General features: G+C 64.2%; 19 protein-coding genes and 1 pseudogene. 11 read left to right on the top strand and 9 right to left on the bottom strand.

Annotated features, from left to right (window positions below):
• The first annotated feature begins 6 nt into the window (after positions 1 to 6).
• The 6 genes from JOY90_RS34700 to JOY90_RS34675 all read left to right on the top strand — a co-directional run bounded on the left by JOY90_RS34700 (position 7) and on the right by JOY90_RS34675 (position 4,829).
• Positions 7 to 708, top strand: coding sequence for a hypothetical protein (locus JOY90_RS34700; RefSeq protein WP_291695596.1), 702 nt, complete (start codon positions 7 to 9; stop codon positions 706 to 708).
• Between the two features lie 69 nt (positions 709 to 777).
• Positions 778 to 1,143 carry a hypothetical protein gene (locus JOY90_RS34695; protein ID WP_291695595.1) on the top strand — a complete coding sequence of 122 codons (366 nt, stop codon included), beginning with the start codon at positions 778 to 780 and terminating at the stop codon, positions 1,141 to 1,143.
• 431 nt (positions 1,144 to 1,574) lie between these two features.
• A complete protein-coding gene (locus tag JOY90_RS34690; protein WP_291695594.1) occupies positions 1,575 to 2,249 on the top strand; it encodes a sugar transferase in 675 nt (224 codons plus the stop codon).
• A gap of 327 nt (positions 2,250 to 2,576) precedes the next feature.
• Positions 2,577 to 2,780 (top strand): hypothetical protein, encoded by a 204-nt coding sequence (locus tag JOY90_RS34685; RefSeq protein ID WP_291695593.1) that lies wholly within the window; start codon positions 2,577 to 2,579, stop codon positions 2,778 to 2,780.
• A 150-nt stretch (positions 2,781 to 2,930) separates the two neighbouring features.
• Complete coding sequence (gene galE / locus JOY90_RS34680; RefSeq protein ID WP_291695592.1) at positions 2,931 to 3,908, top strand: UDP-glucose 4-epimerase GalE; 978 nt, start codon at positions 2,931 to 2,933, stop codon at positions 3,906 to 3,908.
• 252 nt (positions 3,909 to 4,160) lie between these two features.
• Complete coding sequence (locus tag JOY90_RS34675) at positions 4,161 to 4,829, top strand: transglutaminase-like cysteine peptidase (protein ID WP_291695591.1); 669 nt, start codon at positions 4,161 to 4,163, stop codon at positions 4,827 to 4,829.
• Between the two features lie 363 nt (positions 4,830 to 5,192).
• On the opposite strand, the pseudogene JOY90_RS34670 reads toward JOY90_RS34675, so the two are convergent.
• Positions 5,193 to 5,714: pseudogene (locus JOY90_RS34670) on the bottom strand (O-antigen ligase family protein); the annotation flags it as partial.
• A gap of 781 nt (positions 5,715 to 6,495) precedes the next feature.
• Complete coding sequence (locus JOY90_RS34665) at positions 6,496 to 7,659, bottom strand: polysaccharide biosynthesis/export family protein (protein WP_291695590.1); 1,164 nt, start codon at positions 7,657 to 7,659, stop codon at positions 6,496 to 6,498.
• An 805-nt stretch (positions 7,660 to 8,464) separates the two neighbouring features.
• On the opposite strand from JOY90_RS34665, the gene JOY90_RS34660 reads away from it, so the two are divergent.
• A complete protein-coding gene (locus tag JOY90_RS34660; RefSeq protein WP_291695589.1) occupies positions 8,465 to 8,800 on the top strand; it encodes a hypothetical protein in 336 nt (111 codons plus the stop codon).
• On the opposite strand, the gene JOY90_RS34655 is transcribed toward JOY90_RS34660, so the two are convergent.
• Positions 8,780 to 10,027, bottom strand: coding sequence for a hypothetical protein (locus JOY90_RS34655; protein WP_291695588.1), 1,248 nt, complete (start codon positions 10,025 to 10,027; stop codon positions 8,780 to 8,782). The genes JOY90_RS34660 and JOY90_RS34655 overlap by 21 nt on opposite strands.
• Positions 10,028 to 10,213: 186 nt before the next feature.
• Between JOY90_RS34655 and JOY90_RS34650 the strand changes: the two genes are divergently transcribed.
• From JOY90_RS34650 to JOY90_RS34640, 3 genes are all read left to right on the top strand, one after another.
• On the top strand, positions 10,214 to 10,501 hold the full coding sequence (locus JOY90_RS34650) for a hypothetical protein (protein ID WP_291695587.1): 288 nt from the start codon (positions 10,214 to 10,216) through the stop codon (positions 10,499 to 10,501).
• A gap of 396 nt (positions 10,502 to 10,897) precedes the next feature.
• Positions 10,898 to 12,478, top strand: a complete 1,581-nt coding sequence (locus JOY90_RS34645) for a GMC oxidoreductase (protein WP_291695586.1) — start codon at positions 10,898 to 10,900, stop codon at positions 12,476 to 12,478.
• A 62-nt stretch (positions 12,479 to 12,540) separates the two neighbouring features.
• Positions 12,541 to 12,750, top strand: a complete 210-nt coding sequence (locus tag JOY90_RS34640; RefSeq protein WP_291695585.1) for a hypothetical protein — start codon at positions 12,541 to 12,543, stop codon at positions 12,748 to 12,750.
• Positions 12,751 to 12,804: 54 nt separating this feature from the next.
• Here JOY90_RS34640 and JOY90_RS34635 read toward each other — a convergent pair whose 3' ends face one another.
• Positions 12,805 to 13,056: a hypothetical protein gene (locus tag JOY90_RS34635; protein WP_291695584.1), complete on the bottom strand. Its 252-nt coding sequence runs from the start codon at positions 13,054 to 13,056 to the stop codon at positions 12,805 to 12,807.
• 277 nt (positions 13,057 to 13,333) lie between these two features.
• On the opposite strand from JOY90_RS34635, the gene JOY90_RS34630 reads away from it, so the two are divergent.
• A complete protein-coding gene (locus tag JOY90_RS34630) occupies positions 13,334 to 16,660 on the top strand; it encodes an adenylate/guanylate cyclase domain-containing protein (RefSeq protein ID WP_291695583.1) in 3,327 nt (1,108 codons plus the stop codon).
• A gap of 23 nt (positions 16,661 to 16,683) precedes the next feature.
• On the opposite strand, the gene JOY90_RS34625 is transcribed toward JOY90_RS34630, so the two are convergent.
• The 5 genes from JOY90_RS34625 to JOY90_RS34605 all read right to left on the bottom strand — a co-directional run bounded on the left by JOY90_RS34625 (position 16,684) and on the right by JOY90_RS34605 (position 22,063).
• On the bottom strand, positions 16,684 to 17,127 hold the full coding sequence (locus JOY90_RS34625) for a hypothetical protein (RefSeq protein ID WP_291695582.1): 444 nt from the start codon (positions 17,125 to 17,127) through the stop codon (positions 16,684 to 16,686).
• A gap of 851 nt (positions 17,128 to 17,978) precedes the next feature.
• Positions 17,979 to 18,866: an MBL fold metallo-hydrolase gene (locus JOY90_RS34620; protein ID WP_291695581.1), complete on the bottom strand. Its 888-nt coding sequence runs from the start codon at positions 18,864 to 18,866 to the stop codon at positions 17,979 to 17,981.
• 16 nt (positions 18,867 to 18,882) lie between these two features.
• Entirely contained in the window at positions 18,883 to 20,256 is a 1,374-nt protein-coding gene (locus tag JOY90_RS34615) for an MmgE/PrpD family protein (RefSeq protein ID WP_291695580.1), read from the bottom strand.
• A gap of 73 nt (positions 20,257 to 20,329) precedes the next feature.
• Positions 20,330 to 21,259 (bottom strand): hydroxymethylglutaryl-CoA lyase, encoded by a 930-nt coding sequence (locus JOY90_RS34610; protein ID WP_291695579.1) that lies wholly within the window; start codon positions 21,257 to 21,259, stop codon positions 20,330 to 20,332.
• Between the two features lie 12 nt (positions 21,260 to 21,271).
• Positions 21,272 to 22,063 (bottom strand): enoyl-CoA hydratase-related protein, encoded by a 792-nt coding sequence (locus JOY90_RS34605; protein WP_291695578.1) that lies wholly within the window; start codon positions 22,061 to 22,063, stop codon positions 21,272 to 21,274.
• Positions 22,064 to 22,140: the final 77 nt, after the last annotated feature.

The following is a 22,140-nucleotide window of genomic DNA, read 5'->3' as shown; positions in this document are numbered from 1 at the left end:
ACCGATGTGCTTCGCCTCGCGGCGCTACGCATTGTCCTGTTCGCGATCGGCGGGCTCGGTATGGCGTGGGGCGGATCGAATCTGGCGCGCGGAGCCGCGCTGGACGAGCTTCAAAACCTCGAGAGCCGCTTGCTGCAGTTCGAGACGTTCGGCCCGGCCGCCGCCGCGGACGTATTGCAGGACGCGCCTGTGGACGAACTGAGCGGCTGCGACAATCACGCGCACCGGTCGCTGTTGCTGCTGGAAATGCCGCTTGCCGAGGCAGCCTTGCGCGCCGGAGCCGTGACCGATTTCGACCGCCACCTCGGCAGCATCGAGAGCCGCGCAAGACAGGTCCTCGCCTGCGCCCCGCGCGATCCGCTGGTCTGGCTCATCCTGTTCGGTCACGAAATCGAGCGCGGCCAGCTCGACGAGCACGCGTTCGATCTGCTGGCGACCTCCTACGAGATCTCGCCGCACGAAGCCTGGATCGGCACGCGCCGAATGGCGGTAGCCCTTCCCGTGGTGATGGCCGCGCCGGCGCCCGTCCAGCAGCAGGTCCTCGCCGAGTTCCGGAATCTCGTCAGGCACGGGTTCGTCGAAATTCCCGCCCGCTCCTATCTGAGCACGACCGCCGCGACACGCGCGTTGCTGCAGGCGCAAGTCGATGCGCTCGACGTGCGGAGCCGGCAGGCCTTTGCCGATGCCCTGGAAAAGCTTCGTTCGTGACAAGGTCATGCTAACGCCGTCTTTGGAAGCGCATATGCGCCGCTTCGTGCAAGCTAACAGGTTTCTGCCATGCCCCTTCGAATCGCGGCGCTTCTGGTGACCTCGTTTCTGGCGGCGGGAGCTGGACGCTGTCTCGCGCAGGACGCCGGTGGCGTCCCCGGGTCCGGGCTGACGCGCGAGCAATGGCAACAACGCATCGAGGCGGCACGTCGCCGATCCGCGGACTATGTCGCGACTGTCCGCACCCAGCCGGCCGAGCCGCCACCGCCGCTCGATGAATCGAAGGAGGCTACCGACCGCGCCATGAACGATCCGACCCTTCAGCAGGGTGATATCGTCGCAACCAGCAAAGGGCTCGTCGTCTTCGTTGGTCGCGACGAGCAACACCAGCCGGCCGACTTCCAACCAGCTCGAGACCGTCCCTCCCCTCGCTGACTCCCCGCGCCCACCGCGCCTCGCCGGGTGACCGCTGCGTTCCGAGCGAGCACATCGCTTACGTGTAAGAACGAACGAGATGCACGCAAACCGATGCATGCCGCCACGGAATCCCAAAATGCTCCCCAAAAATCGAGGGCGACCGAGAAACCTTCCTGGCCGTTCCACGACCAATCAGAGGCTGGAGAAGGTCGTCTACAATCAAGCACTTGGAGCTGCGTCAACGGTCGACCAAAGCCTTCAAGTTGAGCAGCTCCGCTCGAAAATGTGCAGCGTGCCTAATTCGTCGATCTGTTCAGCTTAACGGAAGCTTGCTCGCAATACAGGCTTTGTGCAGCGCCCAATAACTTGATAAAAAACCGTAAAAGAAGAGCAACAAGTATGGGAAAAAATCGGGAGGATATTACCAGTGCATTTTGTGGAGTACCGGAATGAACAGTTTGACCGATGCACACAACGCCATGCGAATTGCTCGCAGTGCGGCGGACGCTCCCCTTGGAATGAACCAGAAGCGCATCGTTGACATCGTTCTGGCGCTGTCCGGTATTATCTTGTTAGCTCCCCTTCTGATCATTTGTTACGTTACGACGATCCTGACTTCGCCCGGTCCGGCGATTTTTCGGCACCGGAGGGTCGGCTTCAATGGCCGGCATTTCGACTGCTTCAAGTTCCGCACGATGGTGATCGACGCACCGGAGCGTCTGCGGCGGCTGCTCGAATCGGATCCCGGCGCGGCGGCCGAATGGGCGGCGACTCGCAAGTTGAGGCACGATCCGCGCGTCACCATGATCGGTGCCATTCTCCGCAAGTCCAGTCTGGACGAACTGCCTCAGCTCTTCAACGTCCTCAAGGGCGACATGAGCATCGTCGGCCCCCGCCCCGTCACCGACGAGGAGCTGGAACGCTACACGACCTCGATCGGAGCCTACCTTGTCTGCCGGCCCGGCATCACCGGGCTGTGGCAGGTCAGCGGTCGGAGCAGCACGACCTATGACAAGCGTGTCGCCTGTGACGCGTTCTACGCGCGGAACTGGTCGATGGCGCTCGATACCAAGATCATGATCGTGACGCTTCCTTCGCTGCTGGTTTCCGATAGCGCCTTCTGAGCGGGCGCATCGACGCCGGCAGCGCGACTTCGCAACCATCCAGTGCAAGTCGTATCGATCTCGATGAGGACCCGCGTCGTCATGTTCCGGGGGGATCAGCATGGACACGGATACGTCAGCACAAGGCGAGTGCTGCCGCTGACGACGTCCGCGAACGCCGAGTTCGGTTCATCTCGGCCGGCCAGCGAGCTCAATACGCGAAGATGCGAAAGCGGGTTTTCCGTACCCTCGATATGACTCACCGTTTCACTTTAGTTCGTGCTCCCGATTGCCTGCCCATTCGCACCGGCTACGGATCAGTTCGACGGCGACAAACGAATGAATGACATGAACCCCATCGGCCTGCGGGATTCCGGGTTCACGACCAGAGGGCCGCGAACGACGACGGGCAGGAAAGCCGCGGTCGCACTGCTCGCGGTGCTGATCGTCTCCGTCATGGTCGTGTGGTTCGCCTTCCTCGGCTGGGGGGCGGTGGAGATGCTGCGGTCGATGATCGGTGGACTGGGCAAGCTCTGGACTGCGCTGTTCTAGGGCGTTTTCGAGCGAAGTGGATACCGGTCGGCGTGAAGAAAACGCGTCAAAACGAAGAAGCTGGAGCTTCCGTTCCGATTCCATCGGAACGGAAAAAGCTCTAGGTCGCACGAGTGGAACAATCGTGCTGCGTTCGGGAGATTCTGCGGGATGAGCAATGTTCTTGTGGCCGGCGGAGCGGGCTATATCGGCTCCCATACCTGCCTCGATCTGTTCAACAAGGGCTTCACGCCGGTCGTCTACGACAACCTGTCGAACGGCCATGCGGAGTTCGTCAAATGGGGGCCGCTCGAGAACGGCGACATTCGCGATCGCGACCGTCTCGACCAAGTGCTCGCGAAGTACAGGCCGCAGGCGATCATCCATTTCGCCGCAGCCATCGAGGTCGGCGAATCCGTGCGGGACCCCGGCGCCTACTACGACAACAACGTATCCGGAACCATCACGCTGCTTCGTGCCGCGCAGGCAGCCGGCATCGACAAGATCGTGTTTTCCTCGACATGCGCCACCTACGGGATTCCAAAATCGACGCCGATGGACGAGACGCATCCGCAGTCGCCGATCAATCCCTACGGTCGCAGCAAGCTGATGGTGGAGCAGATCCTGAGCGACTATGATCGCTGTCACGGCATGCACAGTTTCATTCTCCGCTACTTCAACGCGGCTGGTGCGGACCCGGAGGGGCGGATAGGCGAGTGGCATTCGCCCGAGACGCACGCCATCCCCATTGCGCTGGACGCGGCACTGGGCCGCCGCTCGCATTTTCAGCTCAATGGCACCGACTACGACACCCGCGACGGTTCATGCGTCCGCGATTTCGTCCACGTGCTCGATCTCGCCGATGCGCATAGCCGGGCCGTCGAGCATCTGTTGGGCAATGGAACGAGCCATGCCCTCAATCTCGGAACCGGCACGGGAACGACGGTCAAGGAACTGCTCGACACCGTACGGCGCTTCGTCGGACGTGAATTCGAAATCAAATACGGGCCGCGTCGCGAAGGTGATTCGCCGGCGCTCGTCGCCGACAACGGCCAAGCCAGGCGGACCATCGGATGGGCGCCACGGCACGATCTCAATTCGATCATCGAGACGGCCTTGAACTGGCATGCGAACCATCTTCCGGCCTAGCCGATCTGCCGCAGGATGCGTCGCGCGTGCTCATCTCTTGATCAGCAATCGCATGCAATATGGGCGACGAATGCGATCGAGCAGCCGTGATCGCGCTTCAGTTCCTGTTTACTGCTGAAGCACCAGATTTTACGTATTGTTTGTGAGTGAGTTAACTCCTTACACTCATGAAGATTTAACGAGGTACCGCGACAATTCGGCTGGCGATCGCGCGCCTTCAGGCGAACGCAATTTCTCGATCAGGTGACTGTCATGGCCCGGCTTTCCTTCGCGATCCTGCCCTTTGCTGTCGTTGCGGGCAGCCTCCTCTCCGGCGTCGCCGATGCGCGCAACCGGCCGCAGCACGACGCGACGGCTTCCCGTGCAATCGAGCAAGGTGCACCAACGCTGGCGCCGTTCCAGCACGTTCGGTTCTGCCTGCACAATCCCGCCGAATGCAAATCGGATCCGGCGCAGCGGGCGCGAATCGAGCTCAATGCCGAAACGTCCCAAATGCTCGACCGCGTCAATCGCAGCGTCAACGCGGCGATCAAGCCCACGGCCAAGAGCTATGGGTCGAATCTCGCCGACAAGTGGACGATCGCGCCCGCCGCCGGCGACTGCAACGATTACGCGGTCACCAAGCGGCACGAGCTGATCGCGGGCGGCCTGCCGGCGAACGCGCTGCGGCTGTCGGTGGTCAAGACCGCGTCCGGTGTCGGCCATCTGGTGCTCGTGGTGGCGACGACCCGCGGCGACATGGTGCTGGACAATCTCACTCAGTCGATCCTGCCGTGGCAACGCACCGACTACCAGTGGCTAAAGATTCAATCCGCGACCGACGCCCGGTTCTGGTATGAGGTCAGGTCGACCGGCTCCTACGTTGCCCGAGCTGAGCGCGGAGTCCGCCTGGCCTTTCATCGTCGCCAACGCGACATCTGATTGCGCAGCTTCGGAAGCACCCGGTTCGGCTTTGGCGCGAGGCGCGGAGGGCATGTCCAGCGCAGCCGCCGGCATGCGCCGTCGAAAGCCCGATTTCGCCGCTGCGGTGAGGCCGGGCCAGCTCGCAGGCTGGGCGCTGGTCTGTTCGGCGGCCGATCGCGACATCCAGCAGCCGAGCAGGATGCCGAACACGACGAGATATCCGGGAATCTGCAGCGAGAAATCGATCATCGAATGCGTGTAGCTCAACACCGCGATTCCGGTGATCGCGGCAAACGAGCCGCGGGCGCGGTCCTCCCGGACCAGCGCGGCGCGCGCGAGGACACGCAGCAAGGCGACTGAAGCAACGACGATCAGCACCGCGATCGGAACCCCCATTTCGACCGCGATTTCGAGAATCGTGGAGTGCGCGTAGTCCCACACGCCCCAACTATTGAAGTCGGCGGGACGCAGCGAGGGGAAGATGTCTGCGAAGGTACCGGCGCCGCTACCGAGCAGCGGGCGCTGGCGAATGATATCGAGACAGATCCCGTAGACGGCCCATCGGCCATCGTCGAACATGCCCTCGCTTCCGATTCGGCCCACGTGGGTCAGCCAGCCGATCATCACCGATAGCGCTGCGACGGCGGAGCCGAGCGCGTACCAGAAGCCGGGCCTCAGCCTGTTTGCCGTCATCAGGCCGACCGCGACCAGCAATCCCAGGCAGGTGCAGATCAGGCCGCCTCGCGAGCCGGAGAGCAGCAAGGCGAAGAAGCAGATCAGCCCAGCCCCCAGGCGAAGAATGAGCTCGAAGGCAACACGCTCAGTTGCCGGCGTCAGCAGCAGCACCCGAAGCGAGGAGAGTTGCAGGGATTGCAGCGTCAGGAGCGCCGAGCAGGACCACATGATCACGCCAGTGCCCAGGAAGGTCGCCGCGGTGTTGTGGTTGACGAAGCTGGAGGTCAGGCTTCCGCGATAGGCGAGCTTTGGCGCCCACAACAAGAGGTCCGGCGTGAAGGCCAATGCTGCCAGACCATAGAGGGCATAAGCGAGGATGGCGTAGCGCGCCAAGTCCGTGAGCGTGTCGCTGTTGCGACGAGAGGTGCCGACGAAAAATCCGCTCGTGAACCCGGTGATCGTCAGCAGCAGGTGCCCGATCGCGGCTGGCGGAATTTCGGCGCGACTCGATATCCGCGGCAGAACGTCGATCTGCAGAAGCACCCTTGCCCGCTGCCAGATCGGGTCGTCGAGCCGGTCCATGGCACCGGGAACGACCTGAATGATCGCGACCAGCGCGTAGGCGCCGCAAAGCGCGAGAAACGCGATCAGGATGGCGCGTTGCCCGGCCTGCATCGGCAGCGTGGCGCCGCACAGCACACCGATCGACAGAAGCGTCGTCCAGATCGCGACCCAAAGCAGGTCCACCGACCCGAAGAACAGCGGCGCCAGACTCAGCGCCGCAATCGTGATCCACATCTGGACCGATCTGATCGTGCTCACCGGAAACCTCTGGATGCAGCCGACGGCGTACTTCCACCTAACCCGCAAGCCACCGATGCCACGGCACGCCGCAACTGCATCCTGGAATTTCGTGCCGAGACGCTTGGGTGAGGCCGAGCCCGGATCACGCCCCGGGCGTCACGAAGCTCGCGTTTGAGACTGCGAGCTTCGCAAGGCCGCAATCAGCCTACCACTTGGTCTTCTCGGCGGTGTTGATGGCGGTCACCGCGTTGGCCGTGTTGCTGGCCGTGGCCGCCGTGTTGTTGATCAGCGTCAGCAGCTTGTAGTAGTCCACGACCTTGGCGTTGGCGACGTACATCACGTCCTTGCTACGCATCTGGAAGCCGGCGGCGAGCAGCATTCCGGAAGGATCCCGCAGATTGATGTGATAGATGGTCGGAATCCGGTCATAGCTGAACTTGGTGGTGTCGATGCCGAGCTTCTCCAGGAAGTGGCGATCCTCGTAGCGATAGATGAACACCTCGGCCGGGTCGGACTGATTGTCATTGAGGCCGCCCGACTTGCCGATCGCCTGCGCCAGTGTCAGCGTCTCGACGTCGAACGCGATTTCCGAGTTGAAGCCGAAGACATTCTGGTTGAGCGCACCGAGCGCGGTAAAGGTCGGCGCCTCGTGCGTCAGGAAGATCACGTCGTTCGGCCGGATGAAGATGTTCTCGTTCGGGTCGTGCACCACGCGGCTCAGCAGCACCTTCACGCGCCTACCGTCACGCTGCAGCGTCACGTAGCTCTCGATCGCCTCGAACTTCGGCCCGCCTGCGCGTGCGATCAGGGCGAGCAGGCGCTCGCCGACACTGTTGAGCGCGAGCACGCCGGGCGTATTGACGTCGCCCAGGACGCTCACGACGCTCGAATGCTGCTGGTTCAGGCTGACCACGACTTGCGGTTCGATCGCGCGGTTGCGCAGGCGTGCGACGATGGCCTGCTGAATTTCGGGCAGGGTCCGCGCCGCGGCTGGAATCTCGCCGGCATAGGGCACGTAGATGCTGCCCTTCTGGTCGACCGCCTGCGGCGGCAGGTCGACGAAGTTGCCGGGACGCGCGCCAGCCGCCGTGGCCGGGGTGAACAGGCCGCCCGGCGCCGCTTCGAAGATCGAGACGTTGAGGACGTCGCCCACGCCGGCGACCTGCTGCGGCTTCGGTCGCTTGTCTGGAAACGCGCCCTGGAAGGTGATGATGTTGGGCTGCGAGAGGAAGCCGATCGTATCGGCGCTGATGTCGACGAGGGTATAAGGTAGCGCGGTATTCGAGCGCAGGCCGGTGGTTGCGTGGCCATTGACGGAATCACTGGTGGGTCCGGTTCCCGGCAGCACCGAACATGCGGGCAGCAACATCGTCGCCGAAAGCACGAGGACGAGAGAGCGGAGTCCGTTTCGCCCACGGGCGAGTGCGGTACCGACCCGAGCCAGGATCGATACGATCCCACCCGAAACAATCGTGAAACTTCCGATGGTCAAGAACCCGCCCCTCAAATACCGCCGTCAGGACTGTCAGATACGTGGTTTATTTTGACGTTAATCGGCCGCGAAACGGCCAGCCCAGTTCCATCCTTGGGTGCGGACCCTACAGGGCGACTCTTGCGCATCAAAGGGCCGAATGTCCGGGCGCGCCGGTTTTGCCACTCAAGTTGTAAACCAGCCACAGCAACCGAGCGCCGATCAGGATACCGATATGTTTGAGGTCAATGACTTACCGGCGTCCTGAGTTGAAGTTCGGAGGGTTCCCTGCCCTTCAAGGGTCCGGATCGACGTGGATGGTCACCGTCGCAAGTCCTCCACCACACTGCCAAATGACACAAAATTACCTTCATTCGGGCCTCGGTCGCATCTAGCAGAGCCACAAAAACACCTCTATCTTGTTTGCAGCAGAGAGGCGCCGCACTAGTTAAAAGTTGTAAGATAAGGGAATACTACTACTTCAGAGTGTCCACCCACCAATGTTTGGATCGACGCGTGCACACCATTCTACCTTCAACTTCGCGCCTCTCTCTGAATACTATTTCGAAACCATGCCTCATCGCTGCGGCGAAAGATCCGAGTTGACGGAGCGGCCTATATCCTATGGAAGCATTATGATACCTCAATGATCCTATCGGCGATATCGACGCCATTTCTTCTTGGCCGAAAACAGGAATACGCAATGCAATACGCCGCCATCGCATTGGTCATTCTGGGATTCACGATTGGGATCCTGTTCCGCTTCAGAGTCCTGCTGACCGCGGTCGGGATCGTGCTGGTGGCTTCGATCGGCTTTTCAGTCGCGTCCGACTTCCGCTTCCTCGCGGCGTTCGCAACGCTCATGGTGGCCCAGGCGGTACTGCAAGGCAGCTATTTCATGGGGCTGATCGCAAAGGCCGCCGTTTCAGTTCATCGCGAGCGAGCCCGACAAGCCGTCCGGCGACATGGCGATCAGCCTTGTTCGGACGCCGGCGTTCCCCGCCTTCTCTTCTCCCTGTTAGAGTTTTTGACACTCTGAATAGAACTCGCCGTTGGCCGCATCGGTGCGCTCGAGACAGTGGGAGAGTTCGGTCGCCTGTCCCGCTATGGTGAAGTCGTAGCCCTGATCCTTCAGGACCAGCACATAACGACCGGGCGGCAGGATAAAATCGGGTTTCTCGGACTGCACCAGCAGCATTTCCGGATTGTCCGGGATCGGACGTACCCGGAACGGGTAGGATATGCTGCGGATGTTCCAGGCATCCGAGACCGGCGTAATGTTCGGTCTGCCCTTGGTATCAAAGGTCACCGCCCGGACCACCCGTGCCACCACGCGGACCTCGATCCGCTCCGGCGCGTTGTTGGCGAGGTCGCGGCGATACAGGATGAAACGTGCCTTGCCGTCCGGCAGAGGCGTGCCGCTCGGTGGCTCGACCGGCGTCGATACCGAGATCCGCTTGTCCGGCACCCGCTCGGACAGCACGTGCAACTCGCTCAACGCATCATTGGCGCTGAGTGCATAGATTCCGTAGTCGCTCGGCACCGGGAACGGCGGCGGCTTCGCGGGTCCCGGCCGCGCAGCATTCGGGGCGATGGCCGGTTGCGGCACGCTGGGCGCAGCGCCGACCGCCAGGCTTGCAGTGGAATGATCGCGCAAGACCGGCAGGCTGTCGCGGAAATAGACCAGGCTTGCCGTCGCGCCGAACAGCAGCATGCCGATGCCGACGCTCGCGAGCATCCACACCCGGGAGCGCGGTCGCGCATCCGCCGATTGCACGCCGAAGCGGGAACCATCTGCCGACGGCAGGACATCTTCCGGCGCCGGGTTTATCGTCCCGGCCGGCCCGGTGAGCGCCGCCATCGGCCGCGATGAAGTCGGCGGCGCCAACCGGTCAAACTCCTCGCGACGCAGGGAAAATTGCTCGACCCCCTGGATCGCGGTTTCCAGCGCGGTATTGAGGCGTTCCTTTTCGTCGGCATCAGCCCAGGATGCGTCAAGCTGCATCCGCGCGCGGGCGAACTCGTAGATCGCCAGCCGCATCTGAGCAGGATCGTCCTTCACCGAATTGATCATGTGCTGCAGGCTGAGCGCGTACTCGATCTCCTGCGCATGCGGCGAAACCGTCCGGTCCTGATCGGTCTTGGAAAGCTCTGCGCTCATCACCTTGTCGGGTTTGAAAAACCTGGGGAATAAACCATGCATTCCGTCGAAAGACGACGTGTTTCCGCACGTCGCGGCGCGCCCGGCCGGCGTTGCGGCCGCCATCCGACAATTGCCGTCCGGAAGGACTGCAACCTGCGCTGCAGGTGAGGCAACCGCGCATCATCATCGGCCGCACATGCGCCTGCGGCGCTTCGAGGCCCGGCATCCGCTTGGCGTGGCCATCGATTACAGTCTATGGTCCGCCCGCCAAGCTCGTTGATTTGCCCGGCTCATTTCAAGGATCAGGATATGTCGCAGGTTGGAAGGTTCGCTATTGCCGCAATTGCCGTCGCCCTGGTCGGCATGTCGAGCGCCGAAGCGCGCGGGCGCTATCCCCTCACCCGCTGTGGCCCCGATCTCGGATATCTGTGCCGCATCCACGGCTATTTCGATCAACCTCCCTTCCATTACAACCTCGCCATCTACCCCGGCTGCATCAAGACGGTCGCGGTGGAGACGCCGAATGGCGTCCGGCGCGAGCGCGCCGTCGTCTGCGGCACGCCTGACCGCCCGATGGTGTGGGGCTGGTGGTGGTGACACGGGCGCCGGGCTTCGCCTGACGACTTGTCCGCCCGACCGAGCCTGCATTGGCGGTGCTCGGATCGTCCCGTTGTTGGCGGGACCTTGGTTTGCTCCCCTTGCCGCGGTCTTTATGAGATCGGACCACGTCTGGAATGTCGGGCCAAGGACCGCATTCCAGACGTCCTCGCCGCGCTCCCGAGCCGCTTTTCGGTGGCCGAAAGCGCCATCGTCCGATGACGATGCCCGGCATGCCTTCAGCTACCTGGGTAGTGATCGATCGGCATCTTAACCTTTCCTCGAACTACAATGGGGACGCCGCGACGAAGAAAGTAATGTTGCAAAGCCTGCAGGGCGATTGCCACGGCAGCCCATCCGGCGACACCCGTCCGTCTTTCAACCTAGTTTCAAATAATGATCATTGACCTTGCCAAGTCGAAGGACTTCACGCTTCCTCAACAGAACAGCATCGTCGTCATCGGGGCCGGTCCTGTCGGAATCTATCTGTCGTATCGCCTGATTTGCGCAGGCGCATCGGTCGTGCTGATCGAGGCCGGCGGCCGGATCGCCGATTCCGCGCGCAACGAGATCGCGACGACTCCGATCGGCCTGCCCTTTGCAGGCTACAGGCTGGGCCGCGCCTTCGGCCTCGGCGGCACCAGCGTGGTGTGGGGCGGCCAACTAGCCGAGTTCGAGGCGGCGGATTTCGCCTCATGGCCGCTTGCCTTCGACGACCTTTCTCCCTGGTACGCCAAGGCCTACGAGGACCTGTCGATCGATCCCGAGGACGTCGACACCTATCGCGCCCGGCTCGGCGGCGAGATGGCGAATGATCAGGTGGTCGAGCGCTTCTTTACCCACTGGCTCCCGCAGCAGAATTTCGCTCGCCTGTTCAGGAAGCAGGTGATCGAGGATGCCCGGACGCAGGTGCTGATCAATGGCACGGTCAACGGCATCGCCATCGAGGACGGCCGGGCAAGGTCCGTGAAGGTCAGGACCCCCGATGGACGCGACCTGAAAATACCGGGAAGCGAGTTCGTCTTCTGCAACGGAACGCTGGAGATCGTGCGCTTCTTCCTTTCCACCGCGAAGACCGGCGATGTGCCCTGGAAGCATAACGCGGCGATCGGCAAGCTCTATCAAGACCATCTCAGCGGCAAGGTCGCCACCGCCGAGATCATCGACGAGAAGAAATTCCGGAATTATTTCGAGAACGCCTTCACCCGCGGCACCGTGAAGCTGCAGTCGAAGCTCCGGCTCCGTCCCGAGCTCCGCAGGGACGGCGAACTCGGCGTCTGCGGCTTCTTCTATTTCAGGTCCGATATCCAGGAGCAGCTCGGGAACATCAAATGGCTGATCCGCTCGCTGCGGTCCGGCGCGCAGTCTTCCAGCCTCGCCTCGCTGCCGAAAGACCTCATGGCGCTCATTCGCATGCTCGCGCCGATCACTCTTCGCTTCGTGAAGGACCGGCGGGTCATGGCCTTCTTCGATCGCTCGCTGGATTTCATGGTGCAATGCGAGCAGCGCCCGATCGAACGCAGCCAGATCAGGCTGGGCTGTGGCGAGCATCCGGTCCCGGGACTGTTTCCGATCGACATCGACTGGCAGGTCGACGGCCAGGAGATCATGCAAGCCATCAGCGAGTTCGTCAGGCACGCCGATCAATATCTGACGCAGCGAGGATTGGCGCGCCTGGTGGTGGACCCTCGCGTTCCCTTGCGCGACACGAGCGTTCTCGGCACGATGGTGGACGTCTATCATCAGGCCGGCGGGATGTGCATGTCGGCATCACCCGAACACGGGGTGGTCGATCCCGAGTGCCGGGTGTGGGGCACCTCGAACCTCTATGTCGCAGGCGCTGCCGTATTCCCGTCGTCCGGCCACGCCAATACGACGTTCACGGCGCTGGCGCTGGCGGCACGGCTGGCCGCGACCATTCAATCACGGGACGAGCCGCATGTCTCGCGCCTGGAAACCGTGGCCGCCGAAACCTAGGACTTTACAGCTGCGATGATCGCCTGCATTGACTGCGGCTGCATGGCGCGCGGGAGAAGATGATGGAGTGGGTGCTGTTCGTTTCGCTGCAATGGATCGTGCTCGGCAGCCCGACCCAGCCCACCACCCAGGTCATCCAGTCGTTCCCCTCCGAGGAGCTCTGCAACAAGGCGGCCGAGGCGCTGCGCAACGAGATCAACACACCGCTCGGCAGCAATCAGCGCATCCAGACGCTCGGGCGCGTGGTCTGCCTCGAGCGCAAGGACAAGTAGCGACATCGAGGCGTGCTGTGCGATACCGGGCGGCAACGCCGCCGCCGAATCGAATCAATAAGGATCGGCCAGCGGCAGCGCGACCACGACCGGGCTCCGGTACATGTGACACTGGAAGAACGGTCCCCAATTGGCCGCCGGATAGATGTAGCTCATCGGCGACAGGCTGCTGCTGTGGCTGTAATCGTAGTGCAGCGCATAACCGCAATAGTGATGATGCCGGTGGGCGTAGGTTCTCGCCTGCGAGGGCCCGGACGCAAGCGCCGCAACCAAACCGACTGCCGCGGCAATCAATCCCATTCTCATACAGGCCTCCCAAAAACTGCGTCCAGCGTGCGCGGGCGCATTCTGACCATGCACGACCAAGAAGCAAGGCCGAAGATCACGTGGCGCACGGAGGCGTCACTGGCGCCGAGCCGTGCTTTTGAATTGGAGCGGGCTGGCATAGCCCACGCGGTGAGACGGAGTGTGTCCGTCGTCACAGTCACACCGGGGGTGTCGTCGTTGAACGTCCCAGGTCGACCGTTGGACATACCGACGGGCCGGATCATCATCGATCGGGCTGAGGGTCCGGGACATGGGCATGGACGTTGGAACCTGGTTGCGAGGGCTTCGGCTCAGCCACTATGAGCGGGCGTTTCGCGACAACGAAATCGAGGCGGATATCCTGCCTGACCTGACGGAGTCCGATCTCGAGAAGCTCGGCCTGCCACTCGGGCCCCGCAAGCGCCTGCTCCGCGCGATTGCCAATCTCGCGGACCCGCCCAGGGGATTGAACGCGCCCGCGTCCACAGGCGCTGACGCCGCCGAGCGTCGGCATCTCACCGTCATGTTCTGCGATCTCGCGGACTCGACGGCGATGTCGGCCCGGCTGGACCCCGAGGACATGCATCAGGTGATCCGCGCCTATCAGGACGCCTGCTCTGGCGTGGTCGCGCGTTACGAAGGCTTCGTCGCCAAGTTCATGGGCGACGGCATCCTGGTCTATTTCGGTTTCCCCCAGGCCCATGAGGACGACGCAGAACGAGCCGTCAGAGCCGGCCTGGAGATCGTGCACACCGTCAGCGGCCTTGCGACCACGCCCGGCGAGCGGCTCGAGGCCCGCATCGGCATCGCCACGGGTCTCGTGGTCGTCGGCGACCTGATCGGACACGGCGCAGCACAGGAACAGGCCGTGGTGGGCGACACGCCCAATCTCGCGGCGAGGCTGCAAGCACTGGCGAAGCCCGGCGGCATCGTGATCGCGGCGGCGACCCGTCGGCTGCTCGACGATCGCTTCGCGTTGCGCGACCTCGGCTGCCACACGATCAAGGGCTTTGCCGAGCCGGTCGAAGCCTGGGCGGCGGAAAGCGTGACCGCGAAGATCCGCTTCCAGGCCGCGCATGCGGCGCACCTGATGAGCTTCGTCGGTCGCGAGGCCGAGAGCGCGGAATTGCGGCGATGCCAGCGCCTGGCCTGGGGCGGCGACGGCCAGACCGTGCTGATCTCGGGCGAAGCCGGCATCGGCAAGTCGCGTTTCTGCGCCTGGCTCGCCCAGGAGATCGCCGACCCGCCGCATGTCCGGATGCACTATCAGTGCTCGGCATATCATCGCGACAGTGCGCTCTATCCGCTCGTGCAGCAATTGGAGCGGACGGCCGGGATCACGCCGCAGCAAGCGCCCGAGATCAAGCTCGACAGGCTGGAAACAATGCTCGGCCTGGCGGCCTCCAGAACCAAGGAGATTGCGCCGCTGGTCGCTTCACTCCTGTCGATCCCGGCCGAGACCCGCTATCCGCCACTCGGCCTGTCGCCGGCCCAGCAACGCCGCCAGACCTTCGCGGCGCTGCTCGACCAGATCGAAGGGCTGGCGCGGCAGAAGCCGGTGCTCATGCTGTACGAGGACGCGCACTGGGCAGATGCGACCTCGCTCGAGCTGCTCGACCACGTGATCGAACGGATCCGACGCCTGCCGGTCCTGTTGCTGATCACTCACAGGCCCGAATTCGATCCGCCCTGGAAGGGCCGTCCGTCCGTTACAGGCCTGACCCTGACCCGGCTGGACCTTGGCGAAGCTGAGCTGCTGGTCGAACGGCTGACGGGAGGGTGCATTCTTCCGGAGGAGGTCACGGCGCAGATCATCGCGAAGACCGATGGCGTGCCGCTGTTTATCGAGGAGCAGACCAAGAACGTGCTGGAATCGGGCCTGCTGGTTGCGGACGGCGAGCGCTATCGGCTCGACGGGCCGCTGCCGCCGCTCGCCATTCCGCTGACGCTGCAGGATTCGCTGATGGCGCGGCTGGATCGCCTTGCCGGCGCCAAGGAAGTCGCGCAGATCGGCGCGGCCATTGGCCGGGAATTCAGCTACGGCCTGCTCAACGCCGTGGTCGGCCGCGACGAAGCGTCGTTGCGGGACGCGCTGACGCAATTGCAGGACGCCGAGCTCGTGTTCCGCACCGGCGAGCCGCCCGAGGCCTGCTATCGCTTCAAACATGCGCTGGTGCAGGAAACTGCCTATGAAAGCCTGCTCAAGAGCCGCCGGCAGATTCTGCATCGGCACATTGCATCCATCCTGTGCGAGCGGTTCGCTGCGATCGCGGAGGCCGAGCCGGAAACGCTGGCCCATCATTTCACCCAGGCCGGCCTGACCTCTCAGGCGATCGATCATTGGGGCAAGGCGGGCGACCTCGCACTGCGCCGCTCGGCCTTTCCTGAGGCGATCGCGCATCTGCGCAAGGCGATCGAGATGATGGAGACCTCACCGCAGGAGACGGCCGCGCCGGCGGCAAGACGCGTCCAGTTGCAGGTGGCGCTGGGCAACGCCTTCAATCACTCGCGCGGTTATCATTCTCCGGAGAGCAAGGTGGCCTTCGGCCGCGCCCGCGAGCTGATCGCCGATGTCGGCGACCCCGGCGAACGCTTCGCGACCTATTATGGCATCTGGAGCGGTGCGTCGGTGAGAAACGCGGCGGACGAGATGCGCGAGATCGCCGACGCGATGCTGGCCGAGGTGGTCGAACGTCCGGCTTCGAGCGAAGCCTGCATCGCCCATCGCATTGCCGGCGTGAGCTCGTGGTTCATGGACGGCGATTTCTTCACCGCGTGCGACCATCTCGAACGGGCCGCCGGCCTGCACGAGCCGGCGCGTGACCGGGAGCTGGCCTTCAGCTTCGGCCAGGATATCGGCGTGTCTGCCAAGGCGCATCTCGCCATCGCGCTCTGGCTCGCGGGCGAGCATGCGCGGGCGCGCGCCGTGGCCGACGAAGCCTTGGCGGAGGCCCATCAGAGCGGCCATCCTCCGACCATCGTTTATGCGGCGTTCTACCGGGCCTGGTACGAGGCGATCCGGCTCGACGCGCCGAGCACTCAGCGGCACATGGATGCCGCGCTCGCTCTGGCGCAGGAGCACGGGCTCAGCTTCTGGTCGTTCTATGGCGCGGTGTTCCAATGCTGGGCGACATTCGTGCAGGACCAGAGCCGCAGCAATCTCGAAGCGATGCGTCGCGCGCTCGCCGCCTCGGAGGAGCAGGGCCTGCGATCAGGTGCCGTTCATTTGCGGATCCTGCTCGCCAGTGCCGAATTGTCGGCCGGCGAAATCGGCGACGCGCTGGCGACGGTGGAGCTTGCGATCTCGATGGCGGAGCAGTCCGGCCAGCACGGGTTCCTGGCCGAGGCACAACGCGTGCGCGGCACGATCCTGGCGAAGCGCAATCCCGATGATCGCTCGCCCGCCGAGCAGGCCTTGCTTGCGGCGATCAACCTCGCGCGGACCCAGGAGGCGCGAAGCTTCGAGCTGCGCGCCGCGCTCGACCTCTCGGCAATCTACCGAGGCAGCGGGCGCCATGACGAAGCCCGTGCCCTGCTCGCCGACATCGCGGACTTTCCCGCCGTCAGCGAAGCTCGGCTGACACCGTCGGACGTTTCACCTTAGGCGCGGCGGTTCAGAGATCCTCCTCATTCCTGGCGGCCGAGCACGGTTTCAAGCGTTTTCCTGCGATCAGCCAATTTCTCCGGCTCCGGCGAGCGGCCAGGTACCGGAAACTGCAGTGGCACGGTGCTCACGGTCTCTTCGTCCGGATCGATACGTCCGAGCAATTCCACCTCGGCCTTTGCCCGCAGGCGGTTCTCGCGCTTTGCCTTCATCTCGCGCCAGAGCGCTTGCATCCGCTCCACCTCGGCCATTTCGGCTGCGGGAAGCTCCGGGAAGTGCTGGGCGCGATCCTCCGCCTGCCACCGTTGAACGAGTTGATCGGCCCTCGTCTTCAGGACAGCAACGCCGCGCAGCGTCACGGAGCGCACCACCGTGAACACGAGCGCGGCCGCGATGATGGCGGCAACGATCCATCCGAGATCGGCAAAAATAAAGGAATAATCGGACCGAACGGGGGCCGCCGCCAACTCGGGCGTGGCCTGGAGTGTCTGCAGGGATATTTGCATGGCGGGTATCGACGGCTGAGTTGGAGCTTGTTGAGCGAGGGCTTGCAGGTTGGTGTCAATGTGAATCGTAGCGCACTTGTTCCCCGCCCAACTCGGGTTGGTCCCCCCATGCACCAGGCAAGGCGCGGTCCGGAGTGGGGCGCAGGTGTTGCCGGCCCAATCGGTGTTGATGCCGCCGCGCGGCGTGCATGACGGCGGCCCGGTCGATGTCGCCGTCACAGCCTGAGGCTTGGCCCCGACAACGGCATCCGGGCGATGGAGGGATGGCCGGTCATGGGGCAATGGTCGTGCATCACCCCAGTGATCCTGGGGTGTCGGGACAGGTACATGCCTTTTCATTGTCGCAGCCTCGGCACACGCCACAGTCATCGGCGTGCCAGGAGGCTGGCGAACAGACACACGGTCGGCTGCAACTGCAGCAACGACATAACGCCTGAACTGACGCAGCTTCGCGGCCCAGGGCCGATCCGCGGCGAGCATTGTACATCGTCAGGCCCAGCCAGACTGACGTTTTGCTCTGCGCCAGCCGACCCCGCTGAACCTAGCTCGTCAGCCATACTGACATTGTAATTGTTGATCGTAAACTCCCGTGATGTCGGATCGGTTCATCATCGAGAGGATGTGAGATTGGCCCGGCACTTGCACCGATTGTGATCAGGGAATGTCCGACAATTCGCGCGGCCTGGCGGACGCCCGCGACGAATTCGTTCGGCCCCAGAACGCGCTGCCCGCTCTCGCACGTTGTCGTTGTGGGTGCGATCCGGCAGCATGTCGCCATGAGACCGAGCTTTGCGGGGGGACGGCCCGGGCGCTCAGACCTGGAACGCCCATTGCTCCGCGATCAGCCGGTAACCGGTGCCATCCTTGGTCAGGTAGGCGAAGCCCGGGAAATGCAGATGCATGCCGCCGACCAGAAGATCGTCGGCGATCACCATGTCGAAGGTGCGAAGACGCCGCTTGGCCGCCGCTTCGGGATCGGTGTCGAACTCCATCATCGCGTCGGGCATGGCGACCTGCACCTCGGGCACATGCACGGTGTCGCCCCAGATCATCATCGATTGGCGACCTGATGAAATGACGAAAGCGGTGTGGCCCGGCGTGTGGCCGGGGATCGGGATCGCGGTGACGCCAGGCAGCACCTCGCCATCCCGGAAGGTGCGGACGCGATCGGCGGCCATATAGGGCTTGAGCTGCGCGCGACCGGCCTCGAAATAGCGCCTGCGGGGGCGCTCGGCCGCCTTGGCCATCAGCTCATCGTTGAACCAATGATCGATCTCGTTCTCGTGGACGATGACCTCGGCGTTCGGAAACAGAAGCCGGCCGGTCGCAACCTCCGTCAATCCATTGGAATGATCGGGATGGACATGGGTCAGCAGCACGCCCGCGACCTCGGCCGGGTCGATGCCGGCCGCGGCGAGATTGGCCGGCAACCAGCCGCAGGTCGGGCCCATGATGTCGGCCGAGCCGCAGTCGACCAGGTAGACGCGGCCGCCGAAGCGCAGCGCGAATGCGTTCACCGAGATGCGGGGCGGCGCGATGCGATGCTCGCGGGCGAACAGCTCCTTGGCCCGCTCTTCCGGCACGTTACGAAAAATCCCGTAGCCGAGATCGACATAACCGTCGCTCAGGCCGGTGACGATGATTTCACCGATCCTGCGGTGATAGACGCCGGGAATCTGCGCCGTCGGGAGACTGCTCATTGCACTTTCCCTCCCCTCACGCGTCGGCCCGGTCCGCGGTCACCCGCAGCTCGCGGAGCGAGCCGAGTTCCTCGATGTCCCAGAGCTGTGCGAACAGAGAGGCGGCATGGCTGCGACTGAGCACGCGCGTCGCGCAGTCCGTGAATTTGTCCTGCAGCTCTTCGCGAGAAAGCGGCTGCTGCCAGCTTCCCTTGGGATGGATGACGGGCTCGTGCCGCAGCACCTCGCCGGAGGCGAGCACGACGCTGACCTGGTCGGTGGGCGCAAACGGCTCCTTGCCGTCCATCACATCATCCGTCGTGGTGCAGCGGACTTTCGCGAACGTCGCGCTGACCTCCGGCCGCAAGACGAATTCATCGGTCAATTCGCCGAGCCCGACGCGGCCGGCGATCAGCGCCGATGCCATCGCGAATTCCATGCTGAACTTCGCTTCCAGCCCGGTCTTCGGGTTCGCGTTGCGCAGCATCAGCTTCTGCATCGCGCCGGTGTTGACGCGGATTTCCTCGACGTCATCGGGCCTCAGCTTGTGGACGCCGACCAGGTCCAGCATGGCGTCGATCGAGCGATGGGTGGCGTAGCAGGTCGGATAGCGCTTCACATTGACGCCGATCTCGGACAGCCGCCAGTGGGTGCCGATGTCGATCACCGCGTCATCGAGCCGCGGCGCGCCGGAGGGCGAGTGCGCGCGCAGGAAGCCGGTGCGATGCTCCAGCACGTCGAGCGAGGCGGTGAAGCCCTGCGCGGCGAGCCGCGCCGCCAGCACGCCGGATTGCGCGGTGCGGCCGGCATGCAGCGATTTCGTCATGGTGCCGAAATTGGCGACCAGACCGGAGGCGAGCGAGGCCGAGATCGCAATCGCATGCGCGCTCTTCTCCGGATCGAGCCTGCGCAGCCGTGCGCAGGCGGCGGCGGAGGCAAGCGCGCCCATCACCGCGGTCGGATGGAAGCCGCGCTCATGCAGATGCCCGGGCTCCAGGGCCGCGACCTGCGCCCAGACTTCGTAACCGGCCGCATAGGCGGCGACCGCGTCGCTTCCGCTCCTATCCAGCGACCAGCCTTCGGCGAGGATCGCCGGCACCAGGACCGCGCTCGGATGGCCCGCGAGCGCGACGTCGTCATAGTCGAGCACATGCGCGGCGACGCCGTTGACCAGCGCCGCGTCCGAGGCCACGAGGTTGCGGCCAGAGGGAATTTCCGGCACGCCGTCGTTCTGGGTCGAGGCGCTCAGCATTGCCGCGACGATCCGCACCGGCTGCTCGGCGGCGCCTGCGATCATGACGCCGACGCAATCGATGATGCCGACGCGGGCCGCCTCCTTGCAGCGATCGGGCAGATCGGCAGGTTTGAGACGGGCGACGAAGTCGGCGGTCTGGCGGGTGAGATCGAGCATGGGCGTTTCCTCTGGTCTTGTTTTCTTTGCCGCTCATTTCGTATCACGGCGAGCCCGATCATGCTCCCATCGTTTACGCCGCTCTGGCATGGCGATAGGTCTTGGGCAGGCCGGCGCGCGCGATCGCACCGGAGAAGCGCTCGCCCGGCAACCAGCTCTCGACCTCGCGCCGCAACGCGATCAGCCTGTCGAGATCGACGCCGGTGTCGAAGCCGAGCTGCTCGAGCAGGAATACGGTGTCCTCGGTGTCGATGTTGCCGGTCGCGCCGGGTGCGAACGGGCAGCCGCCGAGTCCTGCGAGCGAGGCATCGAAGGTGCGCACGCCGGTCTCCAATGCAGCGGTGACGTTGGCGAGCCCCAGGCCGCGCGTGTCATGGAAATGGCAGGAGACCCGCACCCGGCCGACCGCCGCGATTACCGCCTTCAGCAGCCGGCGCACCTGGCCGGGATCGCCATAGCCGACGGTGTCGGCGACGATGATCTCGTCGGCCCCCATGTCGACCAGCCGTCTTGCGATCTCGACCACCCGCCCCTCGTCCACTGCGCCCGAAATGGTGCAGCCGAAGGCGGTGGCAATCCCGCTCGCCAGCGCAATCCGCGGGCCGGAACGCTGGTCGCGCAACGCGGCGATGCGGCCGAAATCGACGAGCGACTCCTCGGTGCCGCGGCGGACATTGGCGAGGTTGTGCGCCTCGCTCGCCGACAGCACGTAGTTGACCTGCGGCAGGCCGAGCGCGAAGGCGCGTTCGGCGCCCTTGAGGTTCGGCACCAGGACCGATGGCCTGAAGCCGCCGATGGTGAGCGCGCCGCGCGCGACTTCCTCGGCATCGGCGAACTGCGCGATCACCTTGGGCGGCACGAACGAGGTGACCTCGATCTCGCCGATCCCCGCCGCCGCTGCGCCTCTGCACCAGGCGAGCTTGCGCTCGGTGGTGAGCATGGTCTTGACCATCTGGATCCCGTCGCGGGGACCGACCTCGCGGACGTGCGCTGTTTCCGACATCTGGCGCTTCTCTCATTTCCCTTGAAAATTCGGCTTGCGGCCCTCGTTGAAGGCAAGCACGCCCTCGCGGCGGTCCGCGGTCGAGATCAGCCGGTTGTAGGCCTCGATCTCGAAGGCGAGCCCATCGGCGAGCGACATCTGCAAGCCCCGGCCGATCGCCTGCTTGGCCTGGCGCACCGAGATCGGACCGTTGGCCGCGATCCGGTCGGCAATCGCGAGGGTCGCCTTCAGCAATTCGTCCGGCGGCACCACCCAGTTGACGAGGCCCCAGCGTTCGGCCTCCTCGGCCGAGAACGGCAGGCCGGACAGGATCAATTCCTTGGCGCGCCGCTCGCCGATCGCGCGCGGCAGGTTCTGCGTGCCGCCGGCGCCGGGCATGATGCCGAGCGTCACTTCGGTGAGCGCAAAGCGCGCCTCGGTCGAGGCGTAGACGAAATCGCAGGCAGCGGCGATCTCGCAGCCGCCGCCATAGGCCGCGCCGTTGACGGCGGCGATCACTGGCAGCGGACAGGCGAGGATCGCGCGCAGCATGCGCTCGAACACGAGATGCTGCGCCTGCCATTGCTCGTCGGTCATGCCGTTGCGCTGCTTGAGATCGCCGCCGGCGCAGAACGCCCTGCCCTGCCCGGTCAGGATGACGACGCGGAGGCTATCGAGATCGACCGAAAAGTCCTCGAACAGCGCCATGAGGTCGAGCCCCAACTGCGTGTTCATCGCATTCGCCGCCTCGGGGCGATTCAGCGTGACCAGCAGGATGCCGTTGTCGCGGCGGGAGAGAGTGAGGGTGGAGAAGGTGGGGGGCATTGTAGCGTCTCTCTACGTTGTCAGGTCCAGTTGGCGGTCCGACCTCTTGAACCATTCCTTAGGCAAGCGCTTCCATT

The sequence above is a fragment of the Bradyrhizobium sp. genome, assembly GCF_019242285.1.
Classification (GTDB): domain Bacteria; phylum Pseudomonadota; class Alphaproteobacteria; order Rhizobiales; family Xanthobacteraceae; genus Bradyrhizobium.
This window is presented reverse-complemented; position numbering and strand designations above follow the sequence as displayed.

Excerpts from the sequence above, each read along its gene's own strand:
- JOY90_RS34695 (WP_291695595.1), top strand. The coding sequence starts at position 778 with ATGCCCCTTCGAATCGCGGCGCTTCTGGTGACCTCGTTTCTGGCGGCG.
- JOY90_RS34690 (WP_291695594.1), top strand. The coding sequence starts at position 1,575 with ATGAACAGTTTGACCGATGCACACAACGCCATGCGAATTGCTCGCAGT.
- JOY90_RS34685 (WP_291695593.1), top strand. The coding sequence starts at position 2,577 with ATGAACCCCATCGGCCTGCGGGATTCCGGGTTCACGACCAGAGGGCCG.
- galE (WP_291695592.1), top strand. The coding sequence starts at position 2,931 with ATGAGCAATGTTCTTGTGGCCGGCGGAGCGGGCTATATCGGCTCCCAT.
- JOY90_RS34675 (WP_291695591.1), top strand. The coding sequence starts at position 4,161 with ATGGCCCGGCTTTCCTTCGCGATCCTGCCCTTTGCTGTCGTTGCGGGC.
- JOY90_RS34665 (WP_291695590.1), bottom strand. The coding sequence starts at position 7,659 with ATGTTGCTGCCCGCATGTTCGGTGCTGCCGGGAACCGGACCCACCAGT.
- JOY90_RS34660 (WP_291695589.1), top strand. The coding sequence starts at position 8,465 with ATGCAATACGCCGCCATCGCATTGGTCATTCTGGGATTCACGATTGGG.
- JOY90_RS34655 (WP_291695588.1), bottom strand. The coding sequence starts at position 10,027 with ATGGCGGCCGCAACGCCGGCCGGGCGCGCCGCGACGTGCGGAAACACG.
- JOY90_RS34650 (WP_291695587.1), top strand. The coding sequence starts at position 10,214 with ATGTCGCAGGTTGGAAGGTTCGCTATTGCCGCAATTGCCGTCGCCCTG.
- JOY90_RS34645 (WP_291695586.1), top strand. The coding sequence starts at position 10,898 with ATGATCATTGACCTTGCCAAGTCGAAGGACTTCACGCTTCCTCAACAG.
- JOY90_RS34640 (WP_291695585.1), top strand. The coding sequence starts at position 12,541 with ATGGAGTGGGTGCTGTTCGTTTCGCTGCAATGGATCGTGCTCGGCAGC.
- JOY90_RS34635 (WP_291695584.1), bottom strand. The coding sequence starts at position 13,056 with ATGAGAATGGGATTGATTGCCGCGGCAGTCGGTTTGGTTGCGGCGCTT.
- JOY90_RS34630 (WP_291695583.1), top strand. The coding sequence starts at position 13,334 with ATGGACGTTGGAACCTGGTTGCGAGGGCTTCGGCTCAGCCACTATGAG.
- JOY90_RS34620 (WP_291695581.1), bottom strand. The coding sequence starts at position 18,866 with ATGAGCAGTCTCCCGACGGCGCAGATTCCCGGCGTCTATCACCGCAGG.
- JOY90_RS34615 (WP_291695580.1), bottom strand. The coding sequence starts at position 20,256 with ATGCTCGATCTCACCCGCCAGACCGCCGACTTCGTCGCCCGTCTCAAA.
- JOY90_RS34610 (WP_291695579.1), bottom strand. The coding sequence starts at position 21,259 with ATGTCGGAAACAGCGCACGTCCGCGAGGTCGGTCCCCGCGACGGGATC.
- JOY90_RS34605 (WP_291695578.1), bottom strand. The coding sequence starts at position 22,063 with ATGCCCCCCACCTTCTCCACCCTCACTCTCTCCCGCCGCGACAACGGC.